The sequence below is a fragment of the Hyalangium sp. genome (genome assembly GCF_045802625.1).
GTDB lineage: Bacteria > Myxococcota > Myxococcia > Myxococcales > Myxococcaceae > Hyalangium.
In genome coordinates this window covers 91,696-105,946 of sequence record NZ_JBJMQP010000048.1, presented here as the reverse complement: position 1 = coordinate 105,946, position 14,251 = coordinate 91,696, and the positions used below count along the sequence as shown (strand labels likewise).

General features: G+C 67.1%; 11 protein-coding genes. 5 read left to right on the top strand and 6 right to left on the bottom strand.

The annotated features are described in order from the left end of the window. Positions 1 to 74: 74 nt before the first annotated feature. Positions 75 to 542, bottom strand: coding sequence for a hypothetical protein (locus tag ACJ8AT_RS09095; RefSeq protein ID WP_407737252.1), 468 nt, complete (start codon positions 540 to 542; stop codon positions 75 to 77). 314 nt (positions 543 to 856) lie between these two features. Between ACJ8AT_RS09095 and ACJ8AT_RS09090 the strand changes: the two genes are divergently transcribed. From ACJ8AT_RS09090 to acnA, 5 genes are all read left to right on the top strand, one after another. After that, positions 857 to 1,876 carry a helix-turn-helix transcriptional regulator gene (locus tag ACJ8AT_RS09090; RefSeq protein ID WP_407737251.1) on the top strand — a complete coding sequence of 340 codons (1,020 nt, stop codon included), beginning with the start codon at positions 857 to 859 and terminating at the stop codon, positions 1,874 to 1,876. After that, positions 1,873 to 2,796 (top strand): WYL domain-containing protein, encoded by a 924-nt coding sequence (locus ACJ8AT_RS09085; protein ID WP_407737250.1) that lies wholly within the window; start codon positions 1,873 to 1,875, stop codon positions 2,794 to 2,796. Before ACJ8AT_RS09090 ends, ACJ8AT_RS09085 begins: the two co-directional genes overlap by 4 nt. 7 nt (positions 2,797 to 2,803) lie before the next feature. Then, entirely contained in the window at positions 2,804 to 4,417 is a 1,614-nt protein-coding gene (locus ACJ8AT_RS09080) for an FHA domain-containing protein (protein ID WP_407737249.1), read from the top strand. 99 nt (positions 4,418 to 4,516) lie between these two features. Next, the gene (locus ACJ8AT_RS09075; RefSeq protein WP_407737248.1) at positions 4,517 to 5,833 is read left to right on the top strand and encodes a phospholipase D-like domain-containing protein; all 1,317 of its coding nucleotides are present in this window, start codon (positions 4,517 to 4,519) and stop codon (positions 5,831 to 5,833) included. A 158-nt stretch (positions 5,834 to 5,991) separates the two neighbouring features. Continuing rightward, a complete protein-coding gene (acnA, locus tag ACJ8AT_RS09070) occupies positions 5,992 to 8,724 on the top strand; it encodes an aconitate hydratase AcnA (protein ID WP_407737247.1) in 2,733 nt (910 codons plus the stop codon). Positions 8,725 to 8,795: 71 nt separating this feature from the next. On the opposite strand, the gene ACJ8AT_RS09065 is transcribed toward acnA, so the two are convergent. From ACJ8AT_RS09065 to ACJ8AT_RS09045, 5 genes are all read right to left on the bottom strand, one after another. Continuing rightward, positions 8,796 to 9,980, bottom strand: a complete 1,185-nt coding sequence (locus ACJ8AT_RS09065) for a HEAT repeat domain-containing protein (RefSeq protein ID WP_407737246.1) — start codon at positions 9,978 to 9,980, stop codon at positions 8,796 to 8,798. A gap of 155 nt (positions 9,981 to 10,135) precedes the next feature. Continuing rightward, complete coding sequence (locus ACJ8AT_RS09060; protein ID WP_407737245.1) at positions 10,136 to 10,879, bottom strand: SMI1/KNR4 family protein; 744 nt, start codon at positions 10,877 to 10,879, stop codon at positions 10,136 to 10,138. A gap of 11 nt (positions 10,880 to 10,890) precedes the next feature. Next, positions 10,891 to 12,132, bottom strand: coding sequence for a DUF4150 domain-containing protein (locus tag ACJ8AT_RS09055; RefSeq protein ID WP_407737244.1), 1,242 nt, complete (start codon positions 12,130 to 12,132; stop codon positions 10,891 to 10,893). Then, positions 12,129 to 13,196 carry a 3-oxoacyl-ACP synthase gene (locus ACJ8AT_RS09050; RefSeq protein ID WP_407737243.1) on the bottom strand — a complete coding sequence of 356 codons (1,068 nt, stop codon included), beginning with the start codon at positions 13,194 to 13,196 and terminating at the stop codon, positions 12,129 to 12,131. Before ACJ8AT_RS09050 ends, ACJ8AT_RS09055 begins: the two co-directional genes overlap by 4 nt. After that, positions 13,193 to 14,236, bottom strand: coding sequence for a DUF2169 domain-containing protein (locus tag ACJ8AT_RS09045; protein WP_407737242.1), 1,044 nt, complete (start codon positions 14,234 to 14,236; stop codon positions 13,193 to 13,195). The genes ACJ8AT_RS09050 and ACJ8AT_RS09045 overlap by 4 nt, the downstream gene beginning before the upstream one ends. Positions 14,237 to 14,251 lie beyond the last annotated feature (15 nt).

The window sequence follows — 14,251 nt, the reverse complement described above, 5'->3', positions numbered from 1 at the left end:
GTCCGGGGGCAGGGGAGCGGACAGACGCCTGCCAGAATCCCAGCCTTGGGATTGGGCGTTCCGAAAGTGGGACGTCAGATGGGCCGGGAACCGGTGTGCCCCTCGCTGTCCGCGGCGAGGTCCATCAGCGCCCGGAACTCAGGGGAGTCCACCTTCATGAGCAGGAGGGAGACCTCCAGCTCGCCCGGCGTCTTGCCGAGCTGCAGCTTGTGCTGCTGACCGTGGAGCAGCGCCAGCTCCGATTTGCCTCGGATGTCCGGCAGCATCAGCTCCAGCGAGAGGTGGTAGGTGCCTCCCTCGACGATGGGGGTGAGGATGAGCTGGTAGTCCGGCTGGGCGGCGCCCGGCTTGCGGCGCTCGGCCCGCAGGGTGCGGCCGGTTTCACCCAACAGCTTGGGTTGGGCCACCAGGTGGCCCTCGCGCCGCACCTCCAGCGCGAAATAGAGCGGCTCGGCCTGCGCCGTTGCCGGTGCCAGGGAACTGGTGAGGCCCACCAACGCCAGCCCGACAATCACACTTCTGACAAGGGAGGTGCGGTTCACGGTGAGTCCTCGCAAAGCAACCTTCGCGCCAATCCGGCCCTATTCCCGACGTCCTACTCCATGGGGCACGTTCGATTGCTTTTTGTAAGGAATAACCCAGTCGCGCCGCCAGAGCGAGTCTCTCTTGCCCCACCGCGCCCCATTGGTTGCTTGCTAACTGTGGGTGTTCTGACTACCGGCATTTACCTGCTTGCACGTTCAGTGGGGTGTGGATATCCGATCCAGACCCACCCCACCCGCCGTCCACTCGACCGATGCCCATGCCCGCCTTGACCCCACGTACCCGGATTCGCCATCGTCGCCGGCCTCCTGACATGGACCGCACGGAACGCCTCCTGGATCTGGTTGCCCTGTTGCTCGACGCGCGAGAGCCCATCTCGTGGGCCGAGCTGCGTGAGCACTTCCCCGCCGATTACGGAGGCATCTCGGATGATGCCGCCGAGCGCAAGTTCGAGCGCGACAAGGCGGAGCTGCTCGAGCTGGGCCTGCCGCTCACCTATATCCAGGGCGACGACGACCTGAAGGATGGGTACATCGTCGACCGGGGCGCGTACTACCTGCCCGAGGCCAACCTCACCAAGGAGGAGCTGGCCGTGCTGTACGCCGCGGGCAGCGCCGCGCTCGCCTCGGGGGCCTTCCCCGGGAGGGATGACCTGGCGCACGCGCTGCGGAAGATCGGCTTCTTCGCCGGGGACGCGCTGCCCACGCCGCGCGTGCGCATGGAGCTGGGCTCGGCGCAGGCCGACCCCGAGCTCTCGGCCCGGCTGGAGCAGCTCTGGGAGGCGTGCGCCGCTCGAAAGTGGGTGCAGATCTCCTATGCCTCGCCCAAGCGCTCGGAGGTGACGGAGCGCAAGGTGGACCCGTACGGGCTGGCGCTGCGCCGAGGCGTCTGGACGCTGGTGGGCTACTGCCACCTGCGCCAGGGCCTGCGCACCTTCCACGTGCACCGCATCCGCGAGCTGAAGGTGAACACCGCCAAGCCGCGCACGCCGGACTTCGAGGTGCCTGCGGACTTCTCGCTGGACGCGCACGTGGCCTACTACCCGTGGCAGCACCGCTTCCATGAGCCCATGGAGGTGGCGCTGCGGCTGCGCGGCGATCCGGCCCAGCGCGTGTCGAGCCTCTTCCCCGGCGCCACCGTGGAGCAGGTGGAGGGCGGCGTGCGCGCCAGGCTGAGCGTCACCTCGCTGGATGGGCTGCTGCGCTTCTGCCTGGCGCTCGGGCCCGACTGCCGCGTGGAGTCTCCCGAGCCCGCCGTGAGCCGGGTGCGCGAGATGGGCTCGCGCATCCTCGAGCGCCACGCCGCCACCGAAGAGAAGAAGGTGACCGCATGAGCACCGTTCACGAGCGGCTGCGCCGCCTGCTGTTCCTCGTGCCCTACGTCTCCAAGCACCCCGGTGTCTCGGTGGACGACTTGTCCAAGGCCCTCAACGTCAAGCGCGAGGATCTGCTGGAGGAGCTGGATCTGCTCACCTGCGTGGGTCGGCCGCCCTTCAACCCGGACGACTACGTCGACATCTACGTGGACAATGATCGCGTCTACGTGGACCTGGATCAGCGCCTGTCACGCCCGCCGAGCCTGACAGCCGGTGAGGCCGCGGCCCTGGCCGCCGCCGCGGAGCTGCTGCGCCCGGCCGCCGGGGACGCGCTGCAGAGCGCCCTCCAGAAGCTGGAGCGCATCCTCCCCGCCGGGGCCCGCGAGCGCTACCGGGAGATGTACCGGAAGATCGACGCCTCGTCGGAGGCCCCGCAGTCGCTGGGGCCGCTGACGCGCGCCATCCTCGAGCGGCGCGAGGTGACGTTCGACTACGCCAGCCCGGGCCGTACCTCCGAGCCGCGCCGGGTGCGCCCCTACGAGCTGCTCAGCCACCGCGGGCAGTGGTACCTCCAGGGCTACTGCCACACCCGGCAGGACGCGCGCCTGTTCCGCCTGGATCGCATGGAGAACCTGGGGCTCACGGACACCTCCTTCCAGCCTCCGGCGGACGCTCGCGCCGCCGTGCCCAACCCGGCGCGCACCGACGCGGGCGTGCGCGTGCGCTTCTCCAAGCTCGTGGCGCCCTACGTCACCGAGCGCTTCGGCTCGGATGCCCGCCCGCTCGCCGACGGAGGAGTCGAGGTGCGCGTTGCTGGCGACAGCGAGCGCTGGCTGACACAATGGATCCTGTCCTTCGGAGGAGAGGCTGAAGTGGTTGAGCCGGCCTCTGCGCGCGCAGCCGTTGCTCGCGCCGCCCAAGCCTCGCTAGGATTCTAGGAATTCCATGGGCTTCCAGCTGAAGATCGCCGAGGGTAAGGACGCGGGCAAGGAGTTCGAGTTCGATCAGGACTCCGTCGTCATCGGCCGCAACCCCGAGTGCAACGTCATCCTCTACGACGCTGGTGTGTCGCGGAAGCACTGCCGCATCTTCAGTGAGGGCAACCGCGTCCTCATCGAGGACATGGGCAGCTCCAACGGCACCAAGGTGAATGGCTCGGCCATCACCAAGAAGCAGGCGCTGGCGGACGGCGATCAGATCACCCTGGGGCCGGTGGTGTTCGTCTACGGCGCGCTGGCGGAGGATCCAGGCCAGGAGCCCGGCACCGACTCGGCGGGCGCGACCCTGCCGCCCAAGGGCAGCGCTCCGGACAACAGCACGCGCATCGTCGATCCGTCCCAGGTGAAGCCGCGCGTGAAGAACAGGGGCGAGGCCCTCAAGCCCGAGGGCGAGGAGGCCGATCCGGAGAACCTGGCCAACCTGCAGCGCTCCTCCACCCGCGCCCTGCCGGCGATCCGCACGTCGCGAGGGACGTCGGCGAGCAACCCGCGCACCAGTGGCTCCTCCGCCGCCATTGAGCGCGCCGCGCCGTCCTCGCCCGCGCCGCGCCGCATGTCCACCGCCAGCAGCAACGCGGTGGAGCGCGCGGCACCGGCCAAGGGGGGCGGCCTGTCCGCGGCCGAGCGCGCCCGCATCAAGCGCGAGTCTCCCGGCGGCATCGCCCAGATCAAGCTCTTCTGGATCGAAGCCAGCGCGGGCGTGCGCCGCGCCGTGATCGGCGTCTTCTTGCTGATGGGGCTCGGGGCGGTGGGCGGGGCGTACTGGTATGTGATCAACCAGGGCACGGGCCTGGGCACCGGCGGTGGCACCGAGCCGGTGGCGCTGTCCACGCAGCCCATTGGGGACTCGTTCGGCCTGGGGCCGGGAGTCACCTGGCAGCGCTCGGACCTGAAGACGTTCACCTGGGAGTACGCCGCCGCCACGCGCGCGGTGGTCATCGTCCACTTCCAGGCGCAAGGCATCTCCCAGGGCGAGGTGGTGGTGACGGTGAACGGCGTGGACGTGGGCACCGTGCCCGCCGACACGCTGGCCAGCCGGGATCGCTCGCTGGAGCTGATGATCCCGCCCAACCTGCTCAAGAAGGGCGAGGTCAACCGCATCACCTTCGACAACACCAAGAACCCGCCCGGCGAGGATGAGTGGCGCATCTGGAACGTGTGGGTGGAGAAGGCGCTGCTGCCGGAGCTGCCGCCCGAGCAGCTCATGGAGAAGGCCAAAGAGGCCTACTCGCGCGGCCAGCAGAACTTCGAGCGCGCGGACGTGGGCGCCCGCAACCGCTACGAGGCGTGGAAGTCCTTCCGCGAGGCGTGGCTGACGCTGGAGGCCCACCCGGATCCGAAGCCGGACCTGTACCTCGAGGCGAGGGACCGGATGAAGGACGCCCAGCAGGAGCTGGACAAGACGTGCGCCAAGCTGCTGCTGGAGGCCGAGGGCTATTACAACCAGCGCAACTACAAGGCGGCCAAGCACACGCTGGAGTACATCCGCGAGTACTTCCCCGAGTTTGATCAGCCGTGCGCCACGCACGCGGAGAACAAGCGCGCGGAGTATGGGTTGTAGCCCCTTCGTCGGGCAGTGGACGGCACAGCCCCCATGTAGGCCCAGCAAGGCTGCCGGTGGGTTGCCGGTCCGCCCGATGATTCGCACCCTACCTTTGCCATGTACGAGCAGGGGGTGGGGAGCGAGGAGGCGGGGCTGGCGCGGATCGACGATCGGTCGGCTCGGACGGAGTCACTCGGCGCGGGCGGGTTGTCCCACGGGCCCCACGGGCCTGTGCCGCAACATGGGGTCGTCTGGAGCCCAGGCGTCCCCAACAGGCTGCTGGCGCGCTACTACCTGCCCCGCAGCCACTCAATCATGCAGGGCAACGCCTGCACGCTCCTGCGGGACGGCGTGGAGGCGTACCCGGCCATGCTCGAGGCCATCCGGAATGCGCGCCGGTACGTGCGGCTCGAGACGTACATGTTCATCAGCGACGCGGTGGGCGAGCTGTTCGGCCAGGCGCTGGCCGAGGCGGCCGAGCGCGGCGTCCATGTGAAGGTGCTCTATGACGCGATGGGCTCGTGGACGAGCCGTCGCGGCTTCTTCGAGTCACTGCGCCAGCGCGGGGTGGACATCCGCCCCTTCAAGCCTCTGAGCCTGAGCCGAGGGCTGCGCTACCTGCTGCGGAGGGATCACCGGAAGATCCTCGTGGCGGACGGCGAGGTGGCCTTCGTGGGCGGGGTGAACATCTCCGCGCACTGGGCGCCGGTGGGCGAGCACAAGGGCGCGGGCTGGCGCGACGACGTGCTGCGGATTGAAGGCCCGGCGGTGCACGAACTGGAGCGCCGCTTCCTGGCCACCTGGCGCATGGCCTTCCAGGACCGGGTGGGGCGGCTGCGCCACCGGCTGAACTGGCTGAGGCGGCTGCGCCGGCTGAGGGGCCCGCTGCCGCACAAGGGCCGCGTGTGCCTGACGGTGCTCTCCAGCCGCCGCAGCATCCACCGGGCGTACCTGCACGCCATCTCCCGGGCGCGGCGCAGCGTGCTGATCGCCGCGGCCTACTTCGTGCCGGATCGGCGGATGATGGCGGCGCTGCGCGAGGCAGCCCAGCGCGGGGTGGAGGTGAGCCTGCTGCTCAACGGCCGCAGCGATCACCCCTTCCTGGAGCACTGCGCGCACGCCTTCTACGAGCGGCTCTTGAGCGCGGGCGTCCGCATCTTCGAGTGGCAGCGCGGCGTGCTGCACGCGAAGACGGCGGTGGTGGACGGGGTGTGGGGCACATTGGGCTCGTTCAACCTCGAGCGGCTGAGCATGGCCTTCAACCACGAGGTGAATGCCGTGTTCGCCGATCCGCAGCTGGGACGGGCCGTGGAGGAGTCGTTCCGCAGCGACTGCGGCAGCTGCCACGAGGTGCTCCTGGAGGAGTTCCGCCGCCGGCCCCTGTGGAAGAAGGTGCTGGAGCGCGTGTTGTACTTCTTCCGGAAGATCCTCTGAGCGCCGCCGAGCCGGGAAAGCCCAGCAACATCCAGAGCTTGCGCGGCTGATAGGGGCAATCGTCCGCCCTTGGAATGCGCGCGTACGAACTCTTTGCAAGCCGCCCGTCGCGGGCCTAGAAGACCCGCGAATCCGTACGGGAAGGACGGCGAACGCACATGACGGACAGTTTCGGCACGAAGAGCCAGCTGAAGGTGGGCTCGGCGACGTACGACTACTTCAGCCTGAGCAAGCTGGCCAAGGCGAACGCGGCGGTGAACCGGCTGCCGCTCTCGCTGAAGGTGCTGCTGGAGAATCTGCTGCGCCACGAGGATGGGCGCGTGGTGAAGCGTGAGCACATCGAGAAGATGCTCGCGTGGGATCCCAAGGCCACGCCGGAGACGGAGATCTCCTTCCACCCGGCGCGCGTGCTGCTGCAGGACTTCACCGGTGTGCCCGCGGTGGTGGACCTGGCGGCCATGCGCGAGGCCCTGGCGGCCATGGGCGGGGATGCGGCGAAGATCAACCCGCGCAACCCGGCTGATCTGGTGATTGATCACTCGGTGCAGGTGGACACGTTCGCCACCACGGCGGCGTACAAGGAGAACGCGGAGCTGGAGTTTGATCGCAACCGCGAGCGCTACGCCTTCCTGCGCTGGGGGCAGAGCGCGTTCAAGGGCTTCCGCGTGGTGCCGCCGGACATCGGCATCTGCCACCAGGTGAACCTGGAGTACCTGGCGCAGGTGACGTTCCGCAACGGCAACGTGGCCTGCCCGGACACGCTGGTGGGCACCGACAGCCATACCACCATGATCAACGGCATCGGCGTGGTGGGCTGGGGCGTGGGCGGCATCGAGGCCGAGGCGGCGCTGCTGGGCCAGCCGATTACCATGCTCATTCCGCAGGTGGTGGGCTTCAAGCTCACGGGGCAATTGCCAGCGGGCGCCACGGCGACGGATCTGGTGCTCACCGTGACGCAGATGCTTCGCAAGAAGGGCGTGGTGGGCAAGTTCGTCGAGTTCTACGGCAACGGGCTGAAGAGCCTGTCGCTGCCGGACCGGGCCACCATCGCCAACATGGCGCCCGAGTACGGGGCCACCATCGGCTTCTTCCCGGTGGATGAGGAGAGCCTGGCCTACCTGCGCTTCACCGGCCGTCCGGACGAGGTGGTGGCGCTCACCGAGGCGTACTGCAAGGAGCAGGGCTTGTTCCTCACGGCCGGCGCGCCCGAGCCTATGTTCAGCGACACGCTGGAGCTGGACCTCTCCACGGTGGTGCCGAGCCTGGCGGGCCCGAAGCGTCCGCAGGACCGCGTGCCCCTGAAGGAGATGAAGGGCGCGTACGACAAGTCGCTGGTGGAGATGCTGGCGGCGGGCAAGAGCAAGGGCGAGGACGACGAGGGCGGCGGCAAGGCGAAGGCTCCCGCGGCGCCCGTGGCTCCCGAGCGGCTGGCGCAGACGTCCACGGTGACGGCCGGCAACCAGAGCTACAAGGTGGGCCACGGCGCGGTGGTGATCGCCGCCATCACCTCGTGCACCAACACCTCGAACCCGGCGGTGCTGATTGGCGCGGGCATTCTCGCCAAGAAGGCGGTGGAGCACGGGCTGACGGCCAAGCCGTGGGTGAAGACAAGCCTGGCGCCGGGCAGCCGCGTGGTGACTGAGTACCTCAAGGAGGCGGGCCTGCTGCCGTACCTGGAGGGCGTGGGTTTCCACGTGGTGGGCTACGGGTGCACCACGTGCATCGGCAACTCGGGCCCGCTGCCGGATCCGGTGGCCAACGCCGTGACGGAGGGCGATCTGGTGGTGGCGGCGGTGCTCTCGGGCAACCGCAACTTCGAGGGCCGCATCAACCCGCACGTGCGCATGAACTACCTGGCCTCGCCGCCGCTGGTGGTGGCGTACGCGCTGGCCGGGGACGTGAACCGCAACCTGGACACGGATCCGGTGGGCCATGATCGCAACGGCAAGCCGGTGTTCCTGAAGGACCTCTGGCCGACGAACGAGGAGATCAAGGAGCTGATCCGCACCTCGGTGAAGCCGGAGCAGTTCCGCCGGCAGTACGCGCACGCCATGGAGGGCGACACGCTCTGGCAGCAGCTCCAGGTGAGCAAGGGCAACACCTTCCAGTGGGAGCCCAAGTCCACCTACGTGCGCAAGCCGCCCTTCTTCGAGAACCTCCCGAAGGAGCCAGGCCCCACCAAGGACATTACGGGTGCGCGGGTGCTGGCGGTGCTGGGAGACTCGGTGACCACCGACCACATCTCTCCGGCGGGCAATATTGCCAAGAACAGCCCAGCGGCGAAGTACCTGATGGCCGAGGGCGTGGAGCCCAAGGACTTCAACTCGTACGGCGCGCGGCGCGGCAACCACGAGGTGATGGTGCGCGGCACGTTCGCCAACATCCGCCTGAAGAACCTGCTGGTGCCGGGCGTGGAGGGTGGCGTCACCGTGCACATCCCCACGCGCGAGCGGATGACCATCTACGACGCGTCCATGAAGTACCAGCAGGAGGGCACGCCGCTGGTGGTGCTGGCGGGGGCCGAGTACGGCACGGGCTCCAGCCGTGACTGGGCGGCCAAGGGCACGCAGCTGCTGGGCGTGAAGGCGGTGATTGCCAAGAGCTTCGAGCGCATCCACCGCTCGAACCTGGTGGGCATGGGCGTGCTGCCGCTGCAGTTCGAGGCGGGCCAGGACGCGCAGTCGCTGGGGCTCACCGGCCACGAGAAGTTCACCATCACGGGCATCGCGGACGGGCTGGCGCCGCAGAAGATGCTCACGGTGAAGGCCGAGGGCGAGAACGGCACCAAGGAGTTCAAGGCGCTGTGCCGCATCGACACGCCGAACGAGCTCGACTACTACCGCCACGGCGGGATTCTCCAGTTCGTGCTGCGCCAGCTGGCCAAGGCGTAGCGCCGCCCGCGGCTTGAAGCACCACGGCCCGGTGTGCCTCAGCGGCGCACCGGGCCGTTTCATTTGGAGGGCTACCTTCGGAACGGGCGGGAGCCGCGGTGGTCCGTCCACCATTCCTGCCACCGGTCCACGGCGGCCCGTTGGCGGCGGATGGGCCAGTCCGGCTCGAAGCCGATGGCCTGTCCGGAGTGGATGCGAAGCTCCTGGGCAGCGCGCTCGCGGATCTCGAACGGGCTGTGGGGGTCCGCGAGCTCCTCGACGCAGAGGCCCAAGGAGAGAGGCTTGCCGCGCCGGAAGCGCCGCGAGCCCGAGAAGCGGGGCGCGTGGCCATCCCACCAGTCAGTCCAGACGGTAGCGTCCGTGTTGGGGAAACGGACCTCGCGGCCGGGCTCATCAGGCTCGTCCCCCTCCTCACGGACACGAGCCGTGACGGAGAGGTTCGCACCGGTGAGCAGGTTGAGCGCCGTCCCCGCCGCCAGGCGGACCTCGAGCGCGTCCGAGGCGAGCTGCTCGATGAGGAAGGGCACGGAGGAGGGGACGCCCAGGATGCCCAGGGCCGCGATGGCCCGGGGGGCCAGCTTTGGGTGTGAGCAGAGCTTCTGGAGGAGAGGCAGGTCCCGCTCCTCACCGGCCATGGCCAGCAGCCGGGGAAACCCAGAGGGGATGTCTCCTCCCGCCTGGCAGGCCTGACGGCAGTGCCGCAATGCCCGGGGAGAGCCCAGGCAGAGGGCCGCGAAGGTCAACGGCTCCCACTCGGAGACGGGGACGTACTGGAGCAGGTTCTCGATGGCGGTAACCGCGGGACGGTAGTCGAGCCGGGCCAGGGCCATGACGGCGGCGCTGCGGACCTCGGCAGAAGCATCATCCAGCAGCGGGAGGAGTCGCTCCGCCTTGCCCTCATGTCGCCGGCCCAGGATGCGAGCAGCCAGGGCGCGCACCTCGGGACGCGGGGATGCCAGCAAAGGAGCAGTCCGCTCCGCGACCCGGGGATGCTCCGAGAGCACGAGGACCTCCTCCCAGATGTGGAGCAGGTCCGAAGCAGCCTCCTCGAGAGCATGGAGGAGCTCTCCGAGCCCATCGGTCCCCTCGGCCTCCTGGAACGAGGCCACGACGTGGAGCCCTGCCATGGCTTGCGCGTCGTCACCCCCCGCCATGGCTTCCCGAGCCAGCTCCAGAGCAACGGTTCCACCCGCGCGCATCGCGTCGACATGGGCGTCAATTCTCTGCTCCAGGTCTCCGAGCTTGGGCCATGGCATCGCAGCGGCGCGCAAGTATCGCTTGCGCTGTTCCAGTAGAAATTCGATTTCAGAGCAGTGTTCCTCTTGAAAGCCTTGGAGGAATTCTTGTGCTTGAGGATGGTGGAGTAGAGTAGGGATTCTTTTCATCCGAGCGGTGTTGCCGCAGCGACAACTCAGTGCAGGGCTGCGTAGTCAGTGAGGGTTTCACGGAGGCGCAAAAGTTCACGTGCATCTTGAGCGGATATGTTGACGCTCACCTCACCGAGCCGAGAGCCTCGCCCATAAATGGCTGCGTTCTCGCGCTCGAGCATGGAGTGCTCTGGTCTTGAATAAGAGCACTTCCGAAATCCCAGGAGGGTCGCCGCCTTTTCGAAAACCTCAATGACTCTGGCCGGCTCTGGGCTTTGGGTGCTCAGCTTGGGGAACGAGAAGGTGGCTGAGGCGTGCTGAGGGAAGCGTGCCAGATGCTTGCTGAGAAAGACCATCTCGAAGAGGAGCGTCGTGAAGCTGGGTGCCTCTGGACGTATGTGCTTGGGATTGTATCCCTCTGTGCTCAGTGAAATGTCGAAGCGAACGACCCGGCAATCTCCTTCCTTCATGCTGTTGAGATCGAGGAAGTAGTTGAAGTAGGGGTCCTGCTCGTGCTCGGCGATGACAAGAAACTGGCTGGGCCAGTTGAGCTCCTGGTCTTCGTTCTTGTGGAGCCTGGCCATGGCGCCCATGCTGAAATTGACATCTGAGTAGCCGACATCCCCCATGCTCTTGCCCATGCGAGTCAAGAATTCTCGATACACGGCCGGGAATTTTCGCCCGGCCAAGGATTCCAGATGAGCAATCTCTTCTGGGGCCGCACCCCGAATCTTTTGGGGAAAGGCGGGATCATACTGGCTGGCGAAACGGATGAGTTCCGGCATCATGGCGGCTTTTCCTAGGGGCAGGTGGCATCCGCGCTGCCACAGAGCATGGGAGTCAGTTGCACCTGGCAGGTCAGGCAGGATGGGACTGACTGGCCGGAGCCAAACGCTTGAATCTGTGGGGCCGCCTGGGGGGAGGCGGTGGCCTGAGGGCTCATATCGAAGACGACTGTTTTGACGGCAATGGAAGCGGCAGGGCTATACCAGATCTCTGTCATGTTGAGCGGGTGGTGTCCCTCGTCGAGAGCCTTCTGGATGAGCTTGGGAGCGGCACAGACTCCCGGCTCATTCCGGGATAGGAACTTGCCTGGGTTGGTGGGATCCGGGATCAGCGGGACTCTCGCGTAGAGTGCTTCGAAATAGGCTTGGCCACCCGGAATGGGCCCAAGGCTATTGCGGACACGGTTGAAATCAATGGTCCCCGAGCCATCATCTTCGAGCTCTGGGGGCTTTTCCTTTGGCTTCTTCTGGGTCACCCCATCATCGAGATCATGCTCATCTCCGGGCACGTCCTGCCCACAGCGAGTCCACCTGGAGTCTTCTTTGTTCAAGAGGCGGACGGCTCTCTTGAAGCCGGGGGGATCGTTCTCGCTTCCGGACTTGGCTGCGAAGATCTTCCCTTGTCCGCTGGGGATGCCTTTGCAGAAGAGAACGCCAATCATATAGCCTCTTTTGCCAGGTTTGAGCGTCTGGAGATGGCTCCTATTGGCGCGCACCCATTCGAGCTTGCCAAAGAGGGCCATGGCCATGGAGAGGCTTTCGGGAGTCTCCAGTATGACGTGAGTGGGCTTGTCCTGCTCGCAGCGGGGGCACTTACCGTGATCAAGAGGATCGTCGCCATAGCCGAGCCCGGTGCCACCCTGCTGGGTGAATGTGCTGTTGAAGGTGTTGCCGTTGTGCTGCGTGGGTTCAAGGAAACGGACGACGCCCTGGCCCTCGATCTTCACGTCGAAGCTGGCGTTGGCCCACGTCATCTTCCCCTTCGTTTTGGAGGAGATGATCCCGCCGCCCGCCGTGCCGGGTTCATCCCCGCTGCTCGTGCTCAGGTTCGAATCCTTGAGGGCTACGGAACTGCCCTCGATGCTGACGGAGGTGCTCCCATTCGCCAGATCGCCATCTCGTGCGACGTTGACGTAGGGGATGGGAACCGGGCCGCCAGGGGAGGGGGTCTTGCACACGTCGGGCAGGGCATCTGTGTTGACCAGGCCATCTCCCTGATGCACCACGGTTCTGCCATTGGCGTAGACCTTGCTCATGAGTCCCCCTCGATGACGCAGGCTCCCACCTGGCCTGCGTCGGCACATCCGTATACCAGCACTCGCGTGGGGTCCTCTTCTGCGGGCGCTTGCCTCTTCAAGTGGTGCAGTGCGCTGCCGGCCTGAATGGGCCCTGCCGCCGCTCCCACATCACCCAGGCTTGCGGCTATCAGCGCCATCGTCAGAGGTTCGGGCATCAGGGGCGCGTTGCGCAGGTAGGAGTAGTTGAACTCCTGTGCCCAGAAGTTCTCCCCGGTCTGGCACGACAGAACATGGTCTACCCGCCGAGCCCCCACCACAGGATGAGTGCGCAGCTGGCGGAACGCATCCGACAGGCCTTCTGCCAGGTTGGGCTTCCGCTGCAGAAAGCAGTGGGGTTCGTGCGAGAGGCTGTAGCCGACAATCCAGCCCAGAGGAGCCAACCCTCGTTGACCTTGTGTGAGAGGGGAGGCGAGCAGCAAGAAGCCAGCTCCTTCTCCCGGCAGGGTGCCATCCCGGGTACTTGGGCCCAGGCTTCGGCCCATGTGTGCGTGGTGGGCCAGCGAGTCACGGTCGCACATCGAATCCACTCCGCCCACCAGGACCCAGGAGGCCTTTCGCGAGCTCAGGAAGCGGGAGGCCTCGGTCAACGCTCGGAAGAAGCCTGCGCGGCCCTCGGAGATGAGCGTGCTCTCCGAGGATTCCAGGCGGACCGGGCCTGAGGCGTCGTTGAGTGCTTTCAGCAGGGCCTTCAGATCGAAAGACGCACCGCTGCCCGCTTCGGGGAGCGCGAGCAGGAGCGGCAGGCGCTCGATTCCAAGTGAGGCCGTGCCTTTCAGGGCCTCTTGCAGAGCTGTCACGGCCAGTGCCGCCATCCGCTCCGTGCGGGTGAGTTCTGGCTCCAGCAGGGGCAGCACCGAAGCACGGATGGGCTCTCCCGCGCTGTCCAGCACCTCCGTCTCGAAGAAGCGGACCGTCCCCGCCGCCATCTCGACCTGAGTGGCGCGAGCAGTCAGCCCGAGCGGGGTGCACAGCCCCAACCCGATGATGGCCATCGCGTCCGCTCCCCGCCGGCGCGCGTTCATGAAGACAACTCCTCCCAGTGTTCCAACTCCCGGACGAGGCTGTACTCGTGCTGGGCCAACTCCCTGTGAGCCGGAATGGCCGCGCGCCAGATGATCGTGAGGGCTTTCTCGTCGGGTTCGAACTGCACTGCGTCCAGGGCCAGCTCTCGCCGGTCGACCCGGTGACGGAAGAGGCTCTTCACCATCAACCGGTGGCGCGGGAGCCGGAAGGCAAACTGCCCGTCCGGCGAGAATCCCGCAAGCACCACAGGCTCTCCCCCCTTCAGTCCCGGTGCGGCGATGAGCCCCGGCGATGCGGCGTGGAAGAAGCGCAGATCAAAATCGCGAGGCCACAAGGGAGCGCGTTTCTCCACCCATGCCTCATCATACGTGCCGGCGAAGCCGAGGCGCGGCTGCCAACTCCTCGCGATTGGGCCGAAGCCTGAGGGAGAGGGACGATCCGTCGGGCTGCTCAGCAGGTGGAGCGGATCCTCCAAGTTGGGCAACGGCTGCTCGATGGCTTCCTTCGCTGAGCCATACAGGCCTATTCCCACGGGATTGCGCGGCTCGTAGGCGGGAGGCTCCTTGCCCGTGGCCGCAGCCACTCCGCCGAAGCTGCGCTCGTAGCGCAGGGGCATGGACTCGAAGGGCCTCGGCGCCGAGGCCTTGAGCCCCAATGCGCCCCGGTACCACACGCGGGTTCCGAACACGCGAATGCCCTTCTGACAGGGGCCCACCTTCACGGCCGCGAGCATCTCTGGCACGGGCTTGCCTCCCGGGGCCCAGGCCTGACCCAGGACATAGATGTCTGTTCCCGGCCGCGTATACGCAGTCTGCCCCTCGTAGCGCAGGCTGGAGGCTCCAGGCTCGCCCCAGTAGACGTCCTCCATCACGGGAGGACGCTGCTCGTCACTGGGCTTGGGCGGCTCATTCGAGGGGCGGCCCGCTGGGGGCAAGTCGAAGCGGCCGGCCACGCAGATGACCAGCAACTCCTCGCCCTCCTTGTTCATGGAGGGCAGGTCCACGGCGTGGAAGCGGGTGAGGTTCTCGAGGTTCGGCATGGTGTACGGCGAGCC